Source organism: Azovibrio restrictus DSM 23866 (genome assembly GCF_000429665.1).
Classification (GTDB): domain Bacteria; phylum Pseudomonadota; class Gammaproteobacteria; order Burkholderiales; family Rhodocyclaceae; genus Azovibrio; species Azovibrio restrictus.
Map to the genome: position 1 here is coordinate 1 of NZ_AUCH01000027.1, position 22797 is coordinate 22797.

The 22797-nt window shown below is 61.9% G+C and carries 16 protein-coding genes and 1 pseudogene; 16 read left to right on the forward strand and 1 reads right to left on the reverse strand.

Going from position 1 to position 22797, the window contains the following annotated elements; genetic code table 11:
• Together G474_RS23795 and G474_RS21385 are read left to right on the forward strand one after the other, a co-directional pair.
• A pseudogene (locus G474_RS23795) lies at nt 1-303 on the forward strand (hypothetical protein); the annotation flags it as partial.
• Between the two features lie 457 nt (nt 304-760).
• On the forward strand, nt 761-4330 hold the full coding sequence (locus G474_RS21385; RefSeq protein WP_084513828.1) for a DUF4214 domain-containing protein: 3570 nt from the start codon (nt 761-763) through the stop codon (nt 4328-4330).
• A gap of 220 nt (nt 4331-4550) precedes the next feature.
• Here the strand turns inward: G474_RS21385 and G474_RS21390 are convergent, their stop codons facing one another.
• Nucleotides 4551-5537: a glycosyltransferase family 2 protein gene (locus tag G474_RS21390; RefSeq protein WP_169729540.1), complete on the reverse strand. Its 987-nt coding sequence runs from the start codon at nt 5535-5537 to the stop codon at nt 4551-4553.
• Nucleotides 5538-5719: 182 nt separating this feature from the next.
• Between G474_RS21390 and G474_RS0117170 the strand changes: the two genes are divergently transcribed.
• The 14 genes from G474_RS0117170 (at nt 5720) to G474_RS0117235 (ending at nt 22797) form a co-directional block, all read left to right on the forward strand.
• Nucleotides 5720-6949 carry a glycosyltransferase gene (locus tag G474_RS0117170; RefSeq protein WP_026688043.1) on the forward strand — a complete coding sequence of 410 codons (1230 nt, stop codon included), beginning with the start codon at nt 5720-5722 and terminating at the stop codon, nt 6947-6949.
• Nucleotides 6950-7122: 173 nt separating this feature from the next.
• Nucleotides 7123-8640, forward strand: a complete 1518-nt coding sequence (locus G474_RS22270) for a DUF4214 domain-containing protein (RefSeq protein WP_084513829.1) — start codon at nt 7123-7125, stop codon at nt 8638-8640.
• A 96-nt stretch (nt 8641-8736) separates the two neighbouring features.
• Nucleotides 8737-10452: a DUF4214 domain-containing protein gene (locus tag G474_RS22275; RefSeq protein WP_051282395.1), complete on the forward strand. Its 1716-nt coding sequence runs from the start codon at nt 8737-8739 to the stop codon at nt 10450-10452.
• A 165-nt stretch (nt 10453-10617) separates the two neighbouring features.
• Nucleotides 10618-10860 carry a DUF6447 family protein gene (locus G474_RS0117185; protein ID WP_026688044.1) on the forward strand — a complete coding sequence of 81 codons (243 nt, stop codon included), beginning with the start codon at nt 10618-10620 and terminating at the stop codon, nt 10858-10860.
• Between the two features lie 73 nt (nt 10861-10933).
• Nucleotides 10934-11734, forward strand: a complete 801-nt coding sequence (locus G474_RS21405) for a SapC family protein (protein ID WP_051282396.1) — start codon at nt 10934-10936, stop codon at nt 11732-11734.
• Between the two features lie 9 nt (nt 11735-11743).
• Nucleotides 11744-12283, forward strand: a complete 540-nt coding sequence (locus G474_RS0117195) for a hypothetical protein (protein ID WP_043465070.1) — start codon at nt 11744-11746, stop codon at nt 12281-12283.
• An 81-nt stretch (nt 12284-12364) separates the two neighbouring features.
• Nucleotides 12365-13009: a hypothetical protein gene (locus G474_RS21410; protein WP_051282397.1), complete on the forward strand. Its 645-nt coding sequence runs from the start codon at nt 12365-12367 to the stop codon at nt 13007-13009.
• Nucleotides 13010-13025: 16 nt separating this feature from the next.
• The gene (locus G474_RS0117205; RefSeq protein WP_043465073.1) at nt 13026-14771 is read left to right on the forward strand and encodes a type I secretion system permease/ATPase; all 1746 of its coding nucleotides are present in this window, start codon (nt 13026-13028) and stop codon (nt 14769-14771) included.
• A gap of 33 nt (nt 14772-14804) precedes the next feature.
• Nucleotides 14805-16547 carry a type I secretion system permease/ATPase gene (locus G474_RS0117210; protein WP_026688047.1) on the forward strand — a complete coding sequence of 581 codons (1743 nt, stop codon included), beginning with the start codon at nt 14805-14807 and terminating at the stop codon, nt 16545-16547.
• Between the two features lie 44 nt (nt 16548-16591).
• Nucleotides 16592-17986, forward strand: coding sequence for an HlyD family type I secretion periplasmic adaptor subunit (locus G474_RS0117215; RefSeq protein WP_051282398.1), 1395 nt, complete (start codon nt 16592-16594; stop codon nt 17984-17986).
• A gap of 16 nt (nt 17987-18002) precedes the next feature.
• Nucleotides 18003-19334, forward strand: a complete 1332-nt coding sequence (locus G474_RS21415) for a TolC family outer membrane protein (RefSeq protein ID WP_051282399.1) — start codon at nt 18003-18005, stop codon at nt 19332-19334.
• An 11-nt stretch (nt 19335-19345) separates the two neighbouring features.
• Entirely contained in the window at nt 19346-20785 is a 1440-nt protein-coding gene (locus G474_RS0117225) for a mannose-1-phosphate guanylyltransferase/mannose-6-phosphate isomerase (protein ID WP_211228141.1), read from the forward strand.
• Between the two features lie 67 nt (nt 20786-20852).
• Complete coding sequence (gene gmd, locus G474_RS0117230; protein ID WP_026688050.1) at nt 20853-21887, forward strand: GDP-mannose 4,6-dehydratase; 1035 nt, start codon at nt 20853-20855, stop codon at nt 21885-21887.
• 10 nt (nt 21888-21897) lie between these two features.
• On the forward strand, nt 21898-22797 hold the full coding sequence (locus G474_RS0117235; RefSeq protein ID WP_026688051.1) for an NAD-dependent epimerase/dehydratase family protein: 900 nt from the start codon (nt 21898-21900) through the stop codon (nt 22795-22797).

Sequence of the window (22797 nt, forward strand, 5' to 3'; positions counted from 1 at the left end):
GTGAGCCACTTCACCGCCGGGACCGACAAGATCCAGCTCTCCGTGAGCACCCTGGGGCTGGCCCTGGACGCTGACGACGTGGGGGGCGTGACCGGTGCCAACGCGGGGGCCAACGGCACCCACCTGCGGTTCGGCGCTACCGCCGCCGGAGCGGCCAGCGACAAGCTGATCTTTGACAGCGTGAGCCAGGCCGGCAGCACCTCCATTTACTACGACGCCGACGGCAATGGTGCAGGCCAGGCCGTCCTGATCGGAACCGTGGATGCCACCCTGGCTGCTGCCGACGTGGTTCTGGTGGCCTGAGTTTCCCGCCGGGAAGCGGCGCTGCGGCACCGCTCCTCAAGGAAAGGTCACCTCTTCAACCCGCTGCCCCGGCAGCGGGTTTTTTCCATTCTCCGCCTCTGCCCGGGCGTCTTGCGCAGGCTTCACACCCCTGCGGCGCCCCGGGGCCAGGAGGGGCGGGCAGGCAAAGCCGGGGGGTGAAGGCCCCCTATCCCTCCGGAATTCCGGCCGGAGCGGGCGGAACCTGCGCCAGGCTTGGCGGGGCGGGCTGCCGGAATTCCCTCTGCATGGCAAAAAAAGGGCCGGTTAAATGCGGAAATGTGACGCCTGTCACAAAAAATCCGGGGTTGCTGGTCAAAACTTGCGACCGGCTTGGAATAAGCCGTTCTTGATCAAGAACGGACCGCAAGGTCTGAACCGGTCGGGCGCCACAACCAAAAGGCCCTGATCAATTTTTTTACTTAGAGGAGCTATCCTTATGGCAATTACCGCTGAAATGCGTACTCAGGTTTCCCAACTGTACGTGGCCCTGTTCGGCCGCGCCCCTGACACCGATGGTCTGGGCTTTTGGGTGCAACAACTGGGTGCTGGCAAGTCCCTGACCGACGTGGCCAACACCATGTACGCCACCGAGCCCGCTCGTGTGTACTACCCCAGCTACCTGACCAACCAGGAAATCATCTCCAGCTTCTATGTGAACGTGCTGGGTCGCGCTGCTGACGCCGAAGGCCTGGCCTTCTGGACCGCCAAGCTGAACGCCTCCGGTGCTTCCGTCGGCTCCGTGATCACCGAAATGATCAACGTGGTGGCCAACTACAGCGGCACCGATCCCGCTGGTCTGGTTTCCTTCAACCTGTTCAACAACAAGGTTGAAGTGGCCCAGTACTGGGGTGAAAACGCTGGTGGCGTGGATGGCTCCAGCAGCATCCTGGCCGGCGTGACCGCTGACGACGCTTCCGTGACCGCCGCCATCGCCCAGATCGGCTCCGGCTCCGGCGCCTTCACCCTGACCAACGGCACCGACAACGCCTCCGCCAACGTGTTCAACGCTGGCCTGGTGTACACCCCCGGTGGTGACGACCGCATCAACGCCCTGCAGGACGAAGACATCCTGACCGGCACCGGTGACAACCCCACCCTGAACGCCACCCTGGGTAACGCCAACGACAACGGCGCCACCGTCGTTACTCCCAAGCTGCAAGGCATCGAGACCGTGAACGTGGCCTTCACTGGCTCCGGCGGTACCGCCGTGGTTGCTCTGGACCTGCAAGACACCACCGGTCTGAACGTGGCCAACATCACCCGCGTTTCCCAGGCTGTGAACCGTGCCGAGCTGGGCAACATCCAGAACGCCCTGGAAGCCATGTCTGTCTCCAACAGCAACGCCAACCAAGCTGGTGTTGTCGAGTTCTCCTACGCCAACGGCGCTCTGCTGGGTGACAACACCTCCACCCTGACCCTGGACAACGTGAACGTGCTGGCCCTGAACATCGGCCGCAACACCTCCGGCATCGCCGCCAACGGCGTGGGTCTGGAAGGTTACGAGCACCTGACCATCGACGTGAAGAGCGACACCACCATCGGCACCCTGAACCTGCCCATGGACACCGGTTCTGCCGGCACCGTCACCCTGACCGGTGAAGGCAACGTCCAAATCGGCGGCTCCAACAACATGGTGAACACCGGCAACAACGCTCTGCTGGAAGCCGTGAATGTTTACTCCAACGGTACTGGTATCGCCCAAGCTGGCGGCCGTATCTCCTCCATCGACGCTTCCGCCCTGACCGGCAACCTGACCATCGTTCTGGACAACATCCTGGACGTGGGCAAGGCTGAAACCTCCGGCGTGCTGCAAGACGTGACCGTGACCGGCGGTGCTGGCGACGACACCTTCGTGCTGTACGACGTGGTGCAAGCTGGCGACAAGATCATCGGCGGTGAAGGTACCGACACCCTGCTGTTCTACTCCGGTTCCGGCCTGAACTCCGTTGCTGAAAGCATCGAAGTGGCTGCCCTGCTGGGTGACGGCTCCATCGGCAACATCGCCGTGGATTTCTCCAACCTGGCTTCCGTGACCGACATCCAGCTGCGTAACATCAGCTCCGACGTGGACGTGGCCAACTTCGGCGGCGACGGCGTGCTGGAAGATGCTGCTGACGCTCCCGTCACCTTTACCCTGACCAAGCTGAACGCTGCTCAGGCTGCTGGCATCACCCTGTCCCACTCCACCACCGGCAACGGTGATATCGCTGACAACGTGATCCAGGCTGCCCTGGCCACCAACACCGCCAGCGACACCCTGGGTGTGAAGATCGCTGAAGGCCTGAACGTCGATCCCCGCTTCAACTTCACCATCGACACCGCCTTCGCCACCAGCGGCACCTCCACCTTCGAGAATCTGACCATCACTGACTCCGATTCCGAATCCAACTCCGTGGAACTGGAAGACTTCACCCAATTCACCGGTACCGTCACCCTGACCGGCGGCCGTGCTGGCACCTTCCTGAACTTTGATGTGGATACCGCTGGCGCTGACGTGACCAACGTCACCACCGGTGTTACCGCTGACGGCGGTCAAGTGCAACAAGGTCTGCTGGGTCTGGCTACCGACGGTACCGCCGTTGATTTTGCCGCTGGCAACATCTTCGACGTGGCTGCCCTGGCTACCCAAGTCCGTCTGCGCGCTGCCACCATCGATGCTTCTGCCGAAGCTTCCAACGTGATCGTCCGCGTCAGCACCAATGTGAACGATGTGAACGGCGCCCAGAAGATTCTGATGGGTTCCGGTAACGACACCGTGATCTTCGACCTGCTGAACGACGCCCGTGCCGGCCTGACCATCTCCGACACCGTTTCTGGTGGTACCGGTTCCGACACCCTGGTGATCGACGGTAACGCTACCCGCGTCAGCCTGGGTGCTTCCGAGTGGACCAACGTCACCGGTTTCGAAACCATCCGTCTGGTGGGTAACGGCGCCGCTGCACTGGGCACCACCATTGGCCAGAACAGCTACAACCTGGCTCTGACCAATGACCTGATCACCGCCAACGGTTCCGGCATGATCACCATCATCAACGACAACGACATCAGCAACGATGCCGCCAATGGTGTGGATACCGCTACCACCGGTGTTGAGTCTGCCGTGACCATCGATGCTCGTACCCTGGACGCCCAGCATCACTTCACCTACAACGGTGAAGAAGGCGTGTGGGTCGATGCTGACCTGAGCGGCAACCTGAGCGCTGGTGATACCCAACTGGGTAGCACGGTAGACAAGTTCATCTTCGGTGACGCCAACGTCAACGGCATGAACGTCATCGACGGTGGTGCTCTGGACAACTCCGCTCTGACCTGGAACGGCAACACCGACGTGTTCGAAGTGCGTAACACCGCTACTGTGACCACCGGTGACCTGGCCAACGTCAAGAACGTGGGTATCATCGCTGGCTCCAACGACCAAGCCACCGTTCAGAAGCTGACTCTGCAACTGAACGACACCGTGGTGGACAACATGGTGGACAGCTACCACACCTCCAGCACCACCCAACAGGAAGTCCTGACCGTGCGCATGAACAATGGCGCTGATGTGACCCCTGTGGCTCTGGCTACCCTGGATCTGGACGCTTCCCAACTGACCGCTCGCTCCGTGGTGAATGTGACCCTGGACACCGCCGGTGCCCTGGATAGCATCAAGCTGGGTATGGGTGTTGTGGCTGTGACCACCTTCGACAGCGGCGCTGGTGCCACTGCTGACAACGTCGTCCTGTCCGCCAGCCAGTTCGGCCTGACCCCCGCTCTGGTGGGTACGACCGTGACCGCCAACGGTGGTAACGTTATCTTCGGTGCCCTGGGTTCCGGCGCCATCACCGACCGTATCTACGTGGTTGAAGGTGGTGATCTGGGCTACGGCGCTGGTGCTACCAACGACGTGGGTATCTACTACGATGCTGACGGTTCCGGCGCTGGCGCTGCCATCCTGATTGGTGTGCTGGTTGATACCGGCGCTGCCACTCTGTCTGGCGGTAGCGGTCTGGACATCGTCGCCTAATCTCCCCGGAGAGTTTCCCCTGCCTTGGCAGGGGAAAGGCATCAACCCCGCCCTTCGCAAGAAGGGCGGGGTTTTTTTATGGGAGTTTGCCGGAGAGATTGCAGGAAGGGAGGCTTGGCAGGGGCCGGCTGATGCGAGGGCTGTTGCGGTCTTTTGGCGTAACTTGGCAGTGACAGCGAAGGAGCAAGGCAGGCCTGGGCCGCCCTGCCGCCGGAGAGGCTCAGGCCCCGGGGGGCTGGGGGTTTTCTGGTGCCGGCCGGCCGCCGATGTCTTCGGCAATCAGGTACAGGGGGCGGGCTTTTACTTCGGTGAATACCCGGCCTACATACTCGCCCAGGACCCCCAGGCTGATGAGCTGCACGCCGGAGAGAAAGAGGATGGCCACCATCAGGGAGGCGTAGCCGGGGACGTCTATGCCGAATACCAGGGTGCGCAGTACCAGGAACAGGCCGTAGAGCACGGACAGGGCCGCCAGCATCACCCCCAGGCTGGACCAGATGCGCAGGGGAATAGTGCTGAAGGCGGAGAGGCCGTCCATGGCGTAGCGGAACAGGCGCAGCAGGGACCAGGAGGATTGCCCCACGGCCCGGGCTTCGGGTTCGAAGTCCACCGTTTCCTGGCGAAAGCCTACCCAGCTGGTAATGCCTTTCATGAAGCGGGTGCGTTCCGGCAGGGAGAGGATGGCGTCCACCACCACCCGGTCGAACAGGCGGAAGTCGCCTCCCCCCTCTTCCAGGGCAATTTCCGAGACGGCCTTGAAGATCCGGTAGAAGGAGCGGCTCAGCATCCGCCGCAGCCAGGGGTCCGTGTCCCGGGAGCGGCGCACGGCGGTCACCATGCGGGCCCCGTCCTGCCAGCGTTGCAGCAGGGCCGGAATCAGTTCCGGGGGGTGCTGGCCGTCGCCGTCCATGAGTACCACCACTTGCCCCCGGGCTGCCTTGAGCCCGGCTGCCATGGCGGCTTCCTTGCCGAAGTTGCGGGCAAAGCGCAGGGCATGGAGGCGGGGCTGCTGCAGGGCCAGGGCTCGGACCCGGGCAAAGGTGTCGTCGCTGCTGCCGTCGTCCACCAGCACGATTTCCCAGTCGGACAGGGGCAGGCTGGGCAGTACGGCCTGCAGCCGCCCATAGAGGAGCTCAATACCGCTGCCCTCGTTGTAGAGGGGGATCACCACGGAAAGAAAGGGCTGGTCCTGGCTGTTCGGGGTCATGGAAGGGCTGGTGTAGGGGCTGGCAGGGCCGAGGCTGAGGCTGTCGGCCGGTGCCTCAGTCTACTACAGTCTTTCCTGCCCCTGAACTGCCGCGGCCCGGATAGGGCAGGCCCCGGGCCGGAGTTGGGGCGCCGTTTCCTCCTGTGCTAAGGTGGCGGCCCCTTCTGCTGCTGTCTGCCGTCATGGAAATCCTGTTCCTGCACCAGAATTTTCCCGCCCAGTTCCTGCATCTGGCCCGGGCCCTGGGCACCCGTCATCGGGTTCGGGCCTGGGTTCCCCAGGGGCGGGCCGCACCAGCGGTGCCGGGGGTGGAGTTGCTTTCCTATCCTCTGGAGCGGGGCAGCACGCCCGGCGTTCATCCCTGGCTGGGGAGTCTGGAGAGCCAGGTAATCCGGGGACAGGGGGTGCTGGGCCTGGCCCGGGAGCTGGAGCGCCGGGAGGGCTACCGGCCGGATCTGGTCCTGGCCCATCCCGGGTGGGGCGAGGCCTTGTTCATCCAGGAGCTCTGGCCCCAGGTTCCCCTGGGTTTGTACTGTGAATACTATTACCGGCCCGAGGGGGGGGACGTGGGCTTCGATCCGGAGTTTCCCCGGGATCCCATCGAGTCCGCCTGCCAGTTGCGCTTGCGTAACGGGGGCCTGGATCTGCAGTTGGCCCGGGCTACGGGCGGACTGGCGCCGACCTGTTGGCAGGCGGATGGCTTTCCTGCCGCTTTCCGGCAACGCATCCGGGTGGTGCATGACGGGGTGCCTACCCGTCTCCTCTGCCCAGCGCCGGATACTGTCCTGGAGTTGGGGGATGGCCTGGTGCTGGGGCGGCAGGATGAGGTGATCACCTTTGTGGCCAGGAATCTGGAGCCCCTGCGTGGTTTTCATGTCCTGCTGCGAGCTTTGCCCCGCCTGCTGGCTGAGCGCCCCAGGGCCCGGGTGCTGATCGTCGGTGCGGAGGCCAACGGTTATGGCAGCCCGTCTCCCGATGGGCGGAGCTGGAAGGAAATTTTCCTGGCCGAGGTGAGCCCCAGGCTGACGCCAGCCCAGTTCCGCCGCATTCATTTTCTTGGGCAACTCCCCTATGCCCAGTTTCTGGGGGTGCTGCGCGTGTCTTCGGTGCATGTTTATCTGAGCTATCCCTTCGTGTTGTCCTGGAGTCTGTTGGAGGCCATGAGCCTGGGGTGTGCCATCGTGGGTAGCGATACGGCGCCGGTGCGGGAGGTGCTGGCGCATGAGGTTACGGGCTTGCTGGTGGATTTCTTCGACCAGGAGGGGCTGGTGGCTGCCATTTGTCGTTTGCTGGAGGACCCTGCCTTGCGGCAGGAGCTGGGGGTGCGTGCCCGGGCCCGGGTAGTGGCAGAATACGACCTGGATGAGGTCTGTCTGCCCCGCCAGCTGGCGTGGGCCCAGTCCCTGGTGTAGTAGCCTGGCGGAAGGCGGGGCGGCGGCGGGGGGAGGCAGCGGTCGCTTCTGGCTGCCGCTGTCACCGCTGAGGTTCTATCCCGTGGGCATGCTAAGATGGCGCCCGATCCGGGGCCGGGGCCCCATGACTGGAAAGCAGGGCTCTTCCTTCACCCTGTTCAAGGAGAAAAGGCATGGCAACAGTAACTGAAGCAACCACGGTGCAGTATTCCGGCGATTACAGGGTGGATAGCCTGCTCTGGCTTTATGCCAACTGGAACTACAAGACCCCGTCCCAGAACGTGCTTTATTACACCTTCACCCTCGATACGGAGATGTATTACCACGCCGACGGGACCAATATTTCCGCCTTCAACAGCAATCAGGTGGCGGCGACCGAGGCTATTCTGGCCTATGCGGAAACTGTTACCGGGGTGGATTTCGTGCGGGTGTCGAATCCGGATCAGGCGGATTTTCACTTTGCCAACTGCAATTTGTGGGACCCCTATACTTCCGGCCTGTGTTCCAACTCCTTCAGCTATAACTACGACGCCAGCGGCAATCTGACTTCCTATTCAGCGGAGTCCTATGTGTTCCTGGATGACCAGGAGTTCGGGGCCACCAACCTGGCAGCGGTGGCGGGCACCGAGGGCTATGAGACTTTGCTGCACGAGATCGGTCATGCCCTGGGGCTGGATCACCCCTTCGAAGGGGATCATGTCCTGCCGGTGGCTGAGGACAACACCAATAACACGGTGATGTCCTACACCACGGCAGGGGACTACAAGAGCGAGTTCCAGGCCTATGACCTCATGGCCCTGCAGTGGATTTACGGGGGCGACGGCCTGGGGGGGCTGTATGGCCTCAATTCCACCTATGGCCCTTCCCTGGCGCCAGAGACGACCACCCCGACCAGCGGCGATGACCGGATTCGTGCCGATGATGGCAACGAGAGCATTGATGGCCTGGGTGGGGTGGATACGGTGATCTACACCGGGGATCTGGGGCGTTACACGGTGACCCTGCAGGGCGGCAACATCCAGGTGACGGATGGCGTGGGCAGTGGCGGCACGGATCTGCTGTCCCATGTGGAACGCCTGGCCTTTGATGATTTCGAGATCAATCTGAGCGTGCAGCAGACGGCCAATACCATTGCCGCAGCTGACCTGAAGTTGCTGGAGGAGCTTTATGTGGCTTTCTTCAACCGGGTGCCGGATGCCAATGGCTTGGAGTACTGGGTCACCCGTCTGGCCGGCGGCATGAGTACCGATGCCATTGCCGATGCCTTCTACGCAGCGGGAATTCAGGCTTCCGATCTGACGGGCTTCTCGGCGTCCATGAGTAACCGGGATTTCGTCAATGTGGTCTATCGCAATGTGCTGGGGCGCCCGGAAGGGGCGGATGCGGAGGGGCTGGCCTATTGGTCCGCCGCCCTGGCTTCGGGCCAGGAGACCAAGGGTTCCCTAGTGAAATCCATCCTCTATTCGGCCCATACCTTCAAGGGCGATCCTACCTGGGGCTGGGTGGCTGACCTGCTCGACAACAAGGCCCTGGTGGCCGACCGGGTGGCGGTGGATTGGGGGGTCAATTACACGACGACGGACGAGTCCATCAGCAAGGGGATGGAAATTGCCGCAGCCGTGACCTCCACAGACACGGCTGCTGCCCTGGCCCTGGTGGGCGTGGATGCCAGCCAGCTGGTGCTGGTGTGATGCTGATTGCTTGATGTGCCTGCGCCCCGGGGGGGCGCAGGGGGTGGCCAGATGCGGCCTGATTCAGGCCCGGCCCCGACAGGAGAGGAGCGTGCCATGGCGGTACTGACGGGAACTGCAGGGGCCGATACCCTCACGGGGACGGCGGAGGATGATGTGCTCACGGGGGGCGGCGGCGCCGATGTGCTGGACGGCCGGGGGGGGCAGGATACGGCCTCCTATGAGAACAGCAGCTCGGGCCTGAACATTTTCATGGTGCCCAGCAATGATGCCAGTGGCGATGCCTGGGGCGATGTCTTCATTTCCATCGAGAATGTGCGGGGCAGCAACTTTGGGGATTTCATTCACGGGGATGGGGGCAGCAACCGGCTGTACGGCCTGGGTGGGCGGGATACCCTGTATGGCGCTGGCGGCGCCGACCAGCTGTATGGGGGGGCTGATACCGATAATTTGGTTGGGGGGGCTGGGACGGATTTCATGGATGGTGGCGAGGGTATCGATACGCTCAGTTACCAGCTGGCCGATGGGGGCGTGACGGTTTCCCTGGCCGATTCCGGCTTGAATACGGGCTGGGCGGCGGGGGACAGCTATGTGAGCGTGGAGGACCTGACGGGTACCCTCTACGACGATGTGATTTACGGGGATGCCCAGGCGGTGAACAACCTCTGGGGACTGGCCGGCAACGACCGGATTTATGGGGGCGCCGGTTACGACGTACTGATCGGCGATGCCGGGGCCGATTACCTGGATGGGGGGGAGGGGACGGACCTGGCGGATTACGAGACGGCCACCAGCGCCGTGGTGGCTTCCCTGGCCGATCCTTCCCGGAATACGGGGGACGCGGCAGGGGATGTCTATGTGAGCGTCGAGGATCTGGCTGGGAGCGCCTATGGTGATGTGCTTTATGGCGACGCGCAGGGTAATGGCATCAATGCCTGGCCTGGCAACGACACTGTCTATGGGGGCGACGGCAACGATGGCCTGGACGGGGCTGAGGGGGATGATCTGCTCTACGGCGAAGGGGGCTGGGACCTGCTGGTCGGCGGTGCCGGGCGGGATATGGCTGGTTACACGGGGGGAATTGCCGGTTACCGGGTCTATCTGAGTGATGGGTCCCAGTTTCCCGATACGGCGGGAGCTTATATGGTGAGTGCCGGTGGGGGCTCAGAAGGGACCGATACCTTGCGGCAGATGGAGGGACTGCGTTTTGCCGACATGACGGTGAATCTGACCATCCAGGATACGGCTGCGGGTATTTCTGCCACCCAGTTGAAGTTGCTGCAGGAACTCTATGTGGCTTTTTTCAACCGGGTGCCGGATGCCGACGGCCTGGAGTTCTGGATCACCCGCCTGCAGGCTGGGGAGAGCATCAACAGCATTTCCGAGTCCTTCTACGCGGCTGGCGTGGCAGCCGGTGCAGTCACCGGGTACAGCGATGCCATGAGCAGCGCTGATTTCGTCAATCTCGTCTATCGCAATGTTCTGGGGCGCAGCGAAGGGGCGGATGCCGAGGGGCTCCAGTACTGGAGCGGTGCCCTGGATGACGGCCGTGAGAGCCGGGGCTCCCTGGTGAAGGCCATCCTGGACTCTGCCCATACCTTCAAGGGGAATGCCACCTGGGGCTGGGTGGCCGATCTGCTGGACAACAAGGCGGCCGTGGCGGAGCTGTTTGCGGTGACCATGGGGCTGGGGTACCTGACGCCTGAGGATTCCATCAGCAAGGGCATGGAGATCGCTGCTGCCGTGACGGCCGGGGATATTTCGGCTGCAGTGGCGCTGATCGGGGTCACGCCGGAGCAGATCAACCTCTGACGGACAGTTTTTCGGGGGCGGGCTTTGCCTGGAAGGGGGCCGCCATGCCCCCTGGCTCTTGTTCTGAGCGCTTTGTCCGGGCAGGAAATGATGTGGGGATAGGTGGGGGCTTTCATATAGTTGCGCAGCTTGGGCTATACTTGCCCCTTTTTTTGAGATCGAGTCATGAGCAATACCAACGTGGTGACCATCGACGGCAAGCCCTATCCCCTTGAATCCCTGAACGACGTGGCCCGCAGCCAGATCATCAATCTGCGCGCTACCGAGCAGGAGATCGCCCGTCAGCAGTCCCTGCTGGCCATGCTGCAGACCGCCCGCGCTACTTATGCTCAGGCCCTGAAGGCAGAACTGGGCAAGCTCGGGGAGGGTGACGAGTCCTCCAAGAAGGGCCGCGGCAAGTCCAAGTAAGCGGTTGTTCGATCAAGGGGTTCCGGCCCCGTCTCTGGCGGCCCTAGCGGGCCGTTTTTCGTAGGAGTTCAGCATGTCAGCCGTTGTTCCCCTGACCAGTTCCCGCCATGGCCGCAAGTACTGGCGGCGCTATACCGATTACCGCTTTGCCGCCAGGGAGACCCTGGTTCCCTTGGTGCTGGCCGAGTTGCGTACCGCAGTGCTCAGCCTTCCCGTGGCCTTCGTACCCCGGGGTGAGACTTTTGCGCTTGCTGCCGTTCTTGGGTTTGTCCCGGGGCGCAATCTCCTGGTGGCTCCCCAGGGCAACTGGCTGGCCGGCTATGTTCCTGCCTCCTTCCGTTGCCATCCCTTCAAACTGGCAGAAAACCAGGGGCGCATGGTGCTTTGCGTGGACGAGGAGAGTGAGCTGCTCAACGAGGAAGGGCAGGGCGAGGCCTTGTTTACCCCCGAAGGCGAGATGTCCTCGGTACTCCGGGAGGTCATGGAGTTCTTCCAGGTGATTGGTGGCAGCCATCCTGCCACCGTCAGGGCCTGTGCCCTGCTGCAGGAGCATGGCCTGATCGTGCCCTGGCCGGCTCAGGTGCAGCTGACGGGGGGGGCGACGGTCCTGGAAGGCTTGTTCCAGGTGGATCACGAAGCTTTGGGCCGGGTTTCGCCCGAGGTGCTGAAAACCCTGCTGGACAGCGGTGCGCTCTGGCTGGCCCATTGCCAGCTGCTCTCGCGGCAGCATCTGCCGGCCTTGGCCCAACTGGCGCGCAAGCTTGATGAGTTGGGAGCCCGGGGTGGCAAGCCAGCGCCGCTGCCGGAAAAGAACGGGGAGCTGGACTTGTCCTTCATGAAGGACGACGGGCTTCTGGACTTCGGCAATCTGTGAGGGCTGGAAATGAGCCAGGATAAGGGTGTGGAGAAGGAGCGCCTGAGGTTGCTGCAGAAGGCCACCACGGAATTCGTGCCGGAGGAGGATCGCCTGCTGTTGTCAGGACAGATGGAGGATGGTGAGCGGGTAGGGCTGTGGCTGACCCAGCGCCTTCTGGGGCGTTTGGTGCAGCCCCTGCTCCGCTGGGTGGAGGGCCGGGGGCTGGAGCGGGGCGACCCGGTGCCCAGGGGGGAGATTCTGCAGCGCTTTGCCCAGCAGGAAGCCCAGGCCAGGCAGCAACCGGAGCAGCGGGTGCAGTTGCCGAAGCAGGGGGGGCGCTGGCTGGTGCTGGCGGTGGATATGAAGGACCGGGGCGAGTACCTGCTGCTGAATTTCCGTGGTGAGGGAGTGGAGCCTGTCCAGTTGCTGGTGGACGGGGCTTTGCTGCGGCAGTGGCTGGGGATCGTGTACGGCCTGTATCGCAAGGCGGAATGGCCCCTGGATTTCTGGCCCCAGTGGATGACCAATGCGGCTCTGCCTGAGCCGGTGCCGGGTTTGTTGCACTGAGCTCGCCTTCTGGCTTCGGGTTAAGAACCGTAAATTTTTTGTGGATTTCATATAGGAAGGCGGGTAGACTCCGCCTCCTATATGAAAAATGTCCTCAGCGTCCATCTGGTCACCAATCCCGAGCAGACCGCTCGTCTGCATGAGTTGCAGGTGGCTTTTGCCCAGGTTTGCAATGCGCTGGCTCCGCTCGTGCAGCAGACCCGCTGCTGGAATCGGGTGGGGCTGCATCACCTGGCCTATCGCAGCATGCGGGAGCGTTTTCCCCAGCTGGGTTCCCAGATGATCTGCAATGCCATCTACTCGGTGTCCCGTACCTGCCGCCGGGTTTACCGGGAGCCGGACAAGGGCTTGCCTTTGTTGCTGTTCCTTCCCACCGCGCCTGTCTATTTCGATCGTCACACCCTGAGTATCAAGAATGGGCAGCTCTCCATGTTTACCCTGGATGGACGCATGCGCTTCCACCTGGGTCTGGCTGAGGCGGATCTGCAACGGTTTGCCGACGAGCGCCTGCGGGAAATCATCCTGTCTCGGGGGACTGCCGGCTACTTCCTGCACTTCGTGTTCGCGGTGGAGGGGGAAGGGGATGGCGAAGAGGCCGAGATGCCTCACTACGTGGTGGTGCTGCCTCCCGAGGAGGAGGGGGGCAGCATGCGGGTGACGACCCTGGAAGGGCGGGATCTGGAAAGCGCGAAAGATGCGTGCGCTGCCGGTATCGCCCGGTTCTGAAGTTTTTGGATCAATCATGGCGGAAAAAAAGTACAACGATTTGCAGTTGGCCATCCTGGCCCAGAAACCGGTTTTCATCAGGGCCTTGGTGTTTACCTTCATCATCAGTCTGCTGATGCTCGCGCCTTCCATTTACATGCTGGAGGTCTACGATCGGGTGGTGAATAGCCGTAACTGGGTGACGCTGCTGATGCTGACCCTGGTGGTCATCCTGGCCTACGGGGTAATGGAGTCTCTGGATTGGGCCCGCTCCCGGATGTTGTGGGATGCGGGGGTGGATTTCGAGCGTCGCCTGGGGGGGACGGCCTTCAAGACGGTGTTTGAGTCCTGCGTGCGGCGCCTGCCCGCCGTCAGTATTCAGCCCTTGCAGGATGTGCGCATCCTGCGGGATTTTCACAGCAGCGGCTCCCTGACCGGAATGATGGATGCTCCGGCTGCTCTGGTGTTTCTGGTAGCCCTGTTTTTCATCCACCCCCTGCTTGGGGTGATGTCCATCGTGTCGGCCCTGATTCAGGCCCTGATCGGGTACATGACGGAAAAAGGTACCCGCAGGCACCTTTCTGATGCCAACGGGGCTTCCATTTCCGCCTACAACTATGCCGTGGATGGCTTGCGCAATGCTCAGGTGATCAAGGGCATGGGCATGTTGAGCGGGGTTCATGCCCGTTGGCTGCAGCGCCAGAACCGGATGCTTGCCAGTCAGGCGGTGGCATCGGACAAGGCCGGAGGCTATGCCGCCCTGGCCAAGATGGTGCAGATGAGCGCAGGTTCCCTGATGTTGGGCGCGGGGTGCTGGCTGCTGGTGGAGGGGCTGTTTACCGGCAGTTCGGGTTTGCTGATCATCGCTTCCATCTTTGGCGGCCGGGTTCTGGCGCCCATCGTTCAGGTGATCGGCAGCTGGAAAGTTGTGGTAGGCGCCCGCGATGCCTATGCCCGGCTTGATTCCCTGTTGAATGATATCTCGTTGCGTCAGCCGGGCATGCCCTTGCCGCCGCCCCAGGGGCACTTGTCCGTGGAGGGCGTGGTGGCTGCAGCTCCCGGATCCAACCTGGCGGTGCTCAAGGGCCTGACTTTCCAAGTACCTGCCGGCAAGACTCTGGCCATCGTGGGGCCGTCGGCTTCCGGTAAGTCCACCCTGGCTCAGGTCATGGTGGGGGTCTGGCCTGCCGCCAATGGCAAGGTGCGCCTGGATGGGGTGGATATTCATCCCTGGAACAAGATGGAACTGGGACCTTATGTCGGTTATCTGCCCCAGGATGTGGAGTTGTTCGAGGGAACCGTGGCGGAAAACATTGCCCGCTTCCAGGTGGACGACATGGGCCGGGTCGAGGAGGTGGCCAGATTGGTGGGTTTGCACGAAACCATCTTGGCTTTGCCCCGGGGGTATGAGACGGATATCGGTGAGGAAGGCTGTGTGCTTTCCGGCGGGCAGCGGCAACGGGTGGGGTTGGCCCGGGCCTTGTACGGCAATCCCCGTTTCGTGGTTCTGGATGAGCCCAATTCCAGCCTGGACGAGCAGGGGGAGCAGGCGCTGCTGGATACCCTGCAGTTGCTGAAGTCCCGCGGGGTGACCGTGGTGGTGGTGACGCACCGGACTAATGCGTTGCAGGTGGCGGACTTGATGCTGGTGTTGTTCGAGGGGCAGATCCGCTTCTTTGGTCCCCGGGATGAGGTGCTGATGGCTTTGCAGCGGGCCAGTGCCCAGGCGTCTACCGGCGGAAGCCCTGCTCCGGGCGGGGCGTCCCGGGCCCTGCCTGCCTGATGGCAGCTTGTTAATCGAAGTATTCGAGGGTTTATGAAAACTCCCCAGTTTTTTCAGCGTAGTGAATTGTCCCGGACGCTCTGGTTGTTCCGGCGGGAATTCCTGGTAGCAGCCATTTTCACCGCTGTGGTGAATGTGCTGATGCTCACCCCCACTCTTTACATGCTGCAGGTCTTTGACCGGGTGATGCTCAGTCAGAGCGTTGTCACCTTGGTGGTGCTGACCTTGATCATGCTGTTCTTCTTCGGGGTGATGGCCTTCTCGGAGTGGGTGCGTTCCCGTCTTCTGGTCCGGACCGGGGTGAAGCTTGATTGCATGCTGAGTTCCCGGATTTTTGCGGCTACCTTTGAATCCCATCTGGGCCAGACCCGGGGCAGCAATCCGGCCCAGGCTTTCAACGATCTTGCCACCTTGCGCCAGTTTATGACTGGGAACGGCTTTTTCGCCTTCATGGATGCGCCCTGGTCTCCCCTGTACATCGGCGTGTTGTTCCTGTTGCATCCCTTCCTGGGTTGGGTCTCGATCCTGTTTGCGGTGTTCATCATCGCCATGGCCTATGTTCTGGGGCGGGGGGTGCAGAAGCCTCTGGAGGAATCTTCCCGCAAGGCTTTGCAGGCCAATGAGTTCGTTCGGGGAAAGCTGCGCAGTGCGGATGTGATCGAGTCCATGGGGATGATGGAGCGCTTGCGGCTCCAGTGGTGGCGGCAGGTGGAGGATTATTTCCGCCATGACAGGGATGCCAGCGGTGTGGCTGGCAGGGCCCAGTATCTGACCAAGTTTTTCCGCTACGTACAGCAATCCCTGACGCTGGCGGCAGGTGCCATTCTGGTGATCCGCGGGGATCTGACGCCGGCAGCCATGATCGCTGCCAACTTTCTGATGGGGCGGGCCACCCAACCTCTGGATGCACTCGTTTCCAACTGGCGCTCCGCCCTTTCGGCCCGGGATGCCTTCCTGCGCCTGGAAGCCCTGCTGGAAGGCTTTCCCCCGGGAGAACGGAGTTCCCATACGGCCAAGCCCATCGGTCATTTGCGGGTCCAGGAGTTGCAGGCCCTGGCCGAGGGGCGGGAGGAACCCATCCTGAAGGGGGTGACAGTGGATTTTCCCCTGGGAGCGGTGATCGGCATCATCGGCCCTTCCGGTTCCGGGAAGTCTACCTTTGCCCGTTGCCTGTTGGGCATCTGGCCCCAGGTGAAGGGGCGGGTGGAGCTTGATGGGGAACTTCTGGATAACTGGGATCGTGAAGACCTGGGAAGGCATGTGGGTTATCTACCCCAGGATGTGGAGCTATTTGAGGGCTCCATCGCCGAGAACATCGCCCGCTTTGGCAAGCTGGACTCGCAGCTGGTGATCGAAGCCTGCAAACGCGCTGGGGTGCACGACATGATCCTGCGTCTGCCCAAGGGTTATGACACACCCATGGGGCGTGGGGGCGGTTATCTCTCCGGTGGCCAGCGTCAGCGTATCGGCCTAGCCCGGGCTCTTTATGGTGATCCTCAAGTGGTGGTGCTGGATGAACCCAATGCCAACCTGGACGAGGCTGGTGAGCTGGCGCTCATGCGGGCTGTGGACGATATGCGGGCCAGGGGCAGGAGCGTGTTTCTGATCACTCATCGGAAGAATGTGGTCGGACTGACGGATTTCCTCATGGTGTTGCGCAATGGCACCCTGCTTTGTTTTGGTCCCCGTCAGGAGGTGATGGATACCTTGCAGGCTGCTTCCTCTGCGGCTCCTGCATCTCCTCCTGATGCCTCGGCCTTGCCTGCCGCCGGCTGAGTGCGCCAGGCCATCCCTTTATTTTGGTTTTTCCCGGAATTGTCATGAATATTCGAAAACTGCTTGATTTCAGGTCGCCCAGTACTGCCCTGTCCAATGAACCGGTCAATCCGGAAAAGGATGGCTTGCCGACTATGCCGGATCAGGAGAGCCTGCCCACGGATACTTCCTCTCCCATGCGCTTTGGCCTGTGGGTCCTGGGGCTTGGGTTTGGCGGCTTTCTGCTCTGGGCTGCTTTCGCTCCCCTGGACGAAGGGGTGCCGACTGTGGGTACGGTGGCCATTGAGACCAAGAGCAAGGCTGTGCAGCACCTGACTGGCGGCATCATCAAGGTGGCCCACGTCAAGGAAGGGCAGTTCGTCAAGGCCGGCGATCCTTTGCTGGAGCTGGATTCCGCTACCACCCTGGCAAATCTGGAATCCATCCGGCAGCATTATTTTTCCCTGCGGGCCACGGAGGGCCGTCTGGAGGCGGAGCAGGGCAACGCCAAGGAAGTTGCTTTCCACAAGGATCTGCTCGATCTTCAGGAAGATCCCCTCGTCCAGCAGGTGATGAGCAACCAGCGCAGCCTGTTCATGGCTAGGCGTATGGCCCTGCAGGCGGAGCTGGACGCTATGGAAGAATCCATGCGCGGTTATGAAGCGTCGGTGCGGGGTTATCAGGGCATGCTGGAAGGCCGCAAGGCCCAGTTGGCCCTGATGCAGGAGGAGTTGAAGGGGCTGCGGGAGCTGGTGGCCGAGGGCTATGCTCCCCGCAACAATCTGCTGGCACTGGAGCGCAATGCCGCCGAAACCAGTGGCTCGATCGCGGAAATCATGGGAAATCTGGAACGTTCGCGCCGGGCAATTACCGAGCTCAAGCTGCGCTATCTGCAGCGGCAGCAGGATTACCGCAAGGAGGTGGATGGACAGCTGGCCGATGTGCGTAGTCAGGTCCAGGCTGATGCGGAAAAGTATGTGGCGGCTCGAAATGACCTGGAGCGTACGGTTATCCGCGCTCCTGCCGAGGGGCAGGTTGTGGGACTGGTGGCCCAGACGGTCGGCGGCGTGATTGGCCCGGGGCAGAAGATCATGGATATCGTGCCCCAGAATGAGTTCCTGCTGCTGGAAACCAGGGTGCCCCCCCATCTCATCGACCGGGTTGTTCCCGGCGAGGAGGCGGATGTGCGCTTCTCTGGTTTTGCCCACACGCCTCAACTGGTGCTGCCTGGCAAGGTGGAATCCGTTTCCAGGGATCTGCTCACGGACCAGCATACCGGGGCGACCTACTATCTGGCCCGGGTTTCCATCACTCCCGAGGGGATGAAGATGCTGGGTAGCCGCCAGATGCAGGCGGGTATGCCGGTGGAGGTGGTCGTGGTGACGGGCGAACGTTCCATGTTGATGTATCTGCTGCGCCCCCTGCTGAGCCGAATCGCTGTGTCCATGAAGGAGGAGTGAGATGGGGGCTTGCACGATGCGGGGCAGACTCCTGCCCATATTGCTGGCCGGGCTGCTGTCGCAGCCGGTCTGGGCTGATGACCTCCTGAGCCTGTATCGGGATGCAAGGGTATCGGATGCCACCTATCTGGCAGCGAAGGCGGATTCGGATGCCATGCGCGAGGCTCTGCCCCAGGCCAGGGGGCAGTTGCTCCCCAATATTTCCATCAATGGGGTGAAGAGCAAGAACACGACGGACCAGACCAGCCAGACCATCGTCGGGCCGCGGACCGTGACCTATGACTACGACAGTCATAATTATTCCCTTGTGCTCAAGCAGCCCCTGTTTCGGCCCTATAACTTCGCCCTTTATGCTCAGTCCCTGGATCAGGTGGATAGTGCCGATGCGAATCAGGATCAGGCCGGGCAGGAACTGGCCATGCGCCTCGTGGCGGCCTATTTCGATGTGCTGCTGGCGCGGGCCGATCTGGAAGTGAATGAGGCTCAGCAGAAGGCCTTTGAAACTCAGCTGTCCTCTGCCGAGAAGTCCTTCCGGGCGGGGGTGGGGACCCGTACCGATGTGGATGAGGCACGCTCTAGCCTGGATTCCGCCCGGGCTCAGGCTATTGAGCTGAAGTACACGCTGGAATACAAGCTGGATGCCTTGCAGGTGCTGGTGAACCGGCCTCTGACGCCTCTGGCCACGTTGAATCCGGAGCGGGTGCAGTTGCAGCCGCCGGAGCCAAACAACCTGGAGGAGTGGGTCAAGGTGGCCGAATCCTTGAGCCCCAAGCTGAAGGCGCTGCAGTCCAGTGTGTCTGCGGCGGAGAAGGAAGTCTGGAAAGCCCGCTCCGGACATCTGCCTACGGTGGATCTGGTGGCTCAGCGTAGCAAGAGCGAAAGCGAGAACAACACCAGCATCGGTACTTCCTACGATACGAGCATGATCGGCGTGCAGGTCAGCATTCCCGTTTTTTCCGGTGGGCATACCAATTCCGTGGTGCGCCAGGCTCAGGCCAGCCTGGAAAAACAGCGGCAGCAGTTGGAGGCTGCCCGGCGGGAAGTGCGGCTGATGGTGCGTAAGCAGTTCGATGCAGCTTCCCAGGGGGTGCATTGGGTGCGTGCTTATGAGCTGGCCCTGAAGTCCGCCGAACAGACGTTGCTTTCCACGCGTAAGGGGTTTCAGGCGGGTACCCGAAATAACCTGGACATCCTCAATGCAGAGCAGGCCGTGGCCAATGCACGTCGTGATTTGCACCGGGGGCGTTACCAGTACGTGGTTGCCCGCTTGAATCTTCTGGGCCTAGTGGGCCGACTCGATGATCAGGAAATGCGGCACTTCAATGCCTGGCTGGAAAGCCGGCCTTAAGCCCTGGAGGAATGAGCGTGAAGCTGGTATCCGTGGTTTTATGTGGCGGGTCGGGAACCCGTCTGTGGCCCCTGTCCCGGGAGCAGTATCCCAAACAGCTGCTCTCCCTGGTGGAGGATGCCTCCATGTTGCAGGCGACAGTGGCGCGATTGCAGGAACGGCAACTGCCGGAGGGGCTGGAGCTGCTGCCGCCCCTGGTGGTGGCCAACGAAGACTACCGGTTTCTGGTGGCAGAGCAGCTGCGCCAGATGGGTGCCGGGGATGCCCGCATCCTGCTTGAGCCTTGTGGGCGCAATACGGCTCCGGCCCTGACGGTGGCAGCATTGCTGGAGCGGGAGCAAGACCCCGTGATGGTGGTCATGCCGGCCGATCACGTCATTGGCAATATGGATTCCTTCCGGGCTGCCCTGGAAGTGGCCGTGGAACATGCCGCCCAGGGGCGGGTGGTCACTTTCGGGATTGTGCCTACGGCTCCGGAAACCGGGTTTGGTTACATCCGCAAGGGGATGCTTCGGGAGCGGGGCGCCCATGCCATCGAGGCTTTTGTGGAAAAACCGGATCAGGATACGGCAGCAGCTTACCTGGCTTCTGGGGATTACCTGTGGAACAGCGGTTTGTTCGTGGTACGGGCTTCAGTCTGGCTGCAGCAGCTGGGACGGCTACAGCCGGAAATGCTCAGTGCTTGCCAAGAGGCCCTGGAAGCCGGGGAGTTCGGTAGTGATTTCGTGCGTCTGGCCTCCGAGTCCTTTGCCGCCTGTCCTGCCGATTCCATCGACTATGCGGTAATGGAGCATCTACCCCCGGATGTTGGCGTGGTTGTCCCCCTGGATGCACGCTGGTCCGATGTGGGCTCCTGGGGGGCCCTCTGGGAAATCAGCGACAAGGATGAGGCCGGTAACGTGCTGTTGGGAGATGCGCTTTCCTTTGGGAGCAGCGGCTGTTACGTTCGCTCCGGGCATCGTCTGGTGGCCTGTCTGGGCTTGCAGGACCTAGTGGTGGTGGAAACTGCCGATGCGGTGCTGGTGGCTCATAAGGAGCAGCTCCAGTCGGTCAAGGATGTGGTGAGTTACCTGAAGCGGGAAGGCCGCCCCGAATCTGCCGCGCACCGCAAGATATTCCGCCCCTGGGGCCACTATGACAGTATCGATTGCGGTAGCCGCTTTCAGGTCAAGCGGATTGTTGTAAACCCCGGGGCGTCCCTGTCCCTGCAGATGCATCATCACCGGGCCGAGCACTGGGTGGTGGTAAGGGGCACGGCGCGAGTGACCACGGGGGACAAGTCCATCCTGTTGTCGGAGAACCAGTCTACCTACATTCCCCTTGGTGTCGTGCATCGGCTGACCAACCCGGGCCGGATACCCTTGGAAATGATCGAGGTCCAGTCTGGTTCTTACCTGGGTGAAGATGACATTGTTCGCTTCGACGATTCCTACGGACGGCACCAAGAATAGATCGATTTTGCTTATCGGCGTCCTGCGGCGACTGTGACGCAGGGCACAAACTGTTGAAAGAGTACGCATGAAGAAGGCGATAGTCACCGGTATCACCGGTCAGGATGGGGCCTACCTGGCCGAATTGCTGCTGCAGAAGGGGTACCGGGTATTTGGTACTTACCGGCGCACCAGTTCTGTTAATTTCTGGCGCATCGAGGAGCTGGGAATTGCCGGCCATCCCCAGCTGGAGCTGGTGGAATATGATTTGACCGACCTGTCGGCCAGCATCCGTTTGTTACAGCAGACCGGGGCCGAGGAGGTATACAACCTGGCGGCCCAGAGTTTTGTGGGCGTTTCCTTTGAACAGCCGGTGACCACTGCGGAAATCACCGGTCTGGGGCCTCTGAATCTGTTGGAGGCCATCCGGATCGTCAATCCGAAAATCCGCTTCTATCAGGCTTCCACTTCCGAAATGTTCGGCAAGGTCCAGGCTATCCCCCAGGCCGAAGATACCCCTTTCTACCCCCGTAGTCCCTATGGTGTGGCCAAGCTCTATGCCCACTGGATGACGGTGAACTACCGGGAAAGCTACGGCATCTTTGCCTGCAGCGGCATTTTGTTCAATCACGAGTCGCCCCTGCGGGGCAAGGAGTTCGTGACGCGCAAAATCACCGACACGGTGGCGCGGATTGCCCTGGGTTCTGCCCAACTGCTGGAGCTTGGCAACCTGGATGCCCGCCGTGACTGGGGTTTTGCCAAGGAATACGTGGAGGGCATGTGGCGCATGCTGCAGGCCGATGAGCCGGATACCTATGTGCTGGCAACCCAGCGTACGGAAACCGTACGGGATTTCGTGACTATGGCCTTCAAGGCCGTGGGCACGGAGCTGGAATGGCGTGGCGAGGGAGAGGCTGAGGAAGGGGTATCCAAAACCAGTGGTCAGGTGCTGGTGCAGGTCAATCCCCGCTTCTACCGGCCAGCCGAAGTGGATCTGCTGATCGGCAACCCGGACAAGGCCCGGCGTGCCCTGGGTTGGGAAGCAGGAACCAGCCTGGAGGCCCTGTGCGCGATGATGGTGGAGGCAGACCTGGCCCGTAACCGCAAGGGTTTCTCCTTCTGAGGGGGGCGGTATGCGGGCGCTGATCACGGGGATTGAGGGGTTCACTGGCCGTTATGTGGCGGCCGAACTGGAGGCAGCCGGTTATCTGGTCTTTGGCACCTGCAGCCGGCCGGAACTGGCGGGTGAGCGGGTTTTTCCGGCCGACCTGCTGGATGCTCCGGCATTGACGGCTGCAGTGCGCCAGGCAGCTCCTGACGTGGTGGTGCATCTGGCGGCCCTGGCTTTTGTCGGACACGGGGATCCTGCGGCGTTTTACCAGACCAACGTGATCGGAACCCGCAACCTGCTGGCTGCCCTCGATGCCGAGGCGGCTGGCGTGCAGCGGGTGCTGCTGGCCAGCAGCGCCAACGTCTATGGTAACCAGAGGGAGGGACTGCTGGATGAGCAGGTGCCGCCCAATCCTGCCAATGACTATGCGGTGAGCAAGCTGGCCATGGAATATATGGCCCGGGTGTGGATGGAGCGACTGCCCATCATCCTGGCTCGTCCCTTCAATTACACCGGCGTGGGGCAGTCCGAGTCCTTTCTGCTACCTAAGATTGTGGCCCATTTCCGGCGTCGGGCGGAGCGTATCGAGTTGGGTAATCTGGATGTCTACCGGGATTTTTCCGATGTCCGGGCTGTGGCCCAGGCCTACCGGCGTCTGCTGGCGGCTGATGCGCCTGGCCAGGTGGTGAACATCTGTTCCGGCCGTACCGTTTCCTTGCGTTCGGCTCTGGAGCTGGCGACCCGGCTCAGCGGCCACCGGATGGAGGTGTGCGTCAACCCGGCTTTCGTGCGTCAGGGCGAGGTGCATACTCTGGGGGGCGTACCTGATCACTTGCGACAACTGATCGGTGCCTGGGACTCTCCCCCGCTCGAAGAAACGCTGGCCTGGATGCTGGGGTCCGGTCCGGGCGTGCCTGCTTGA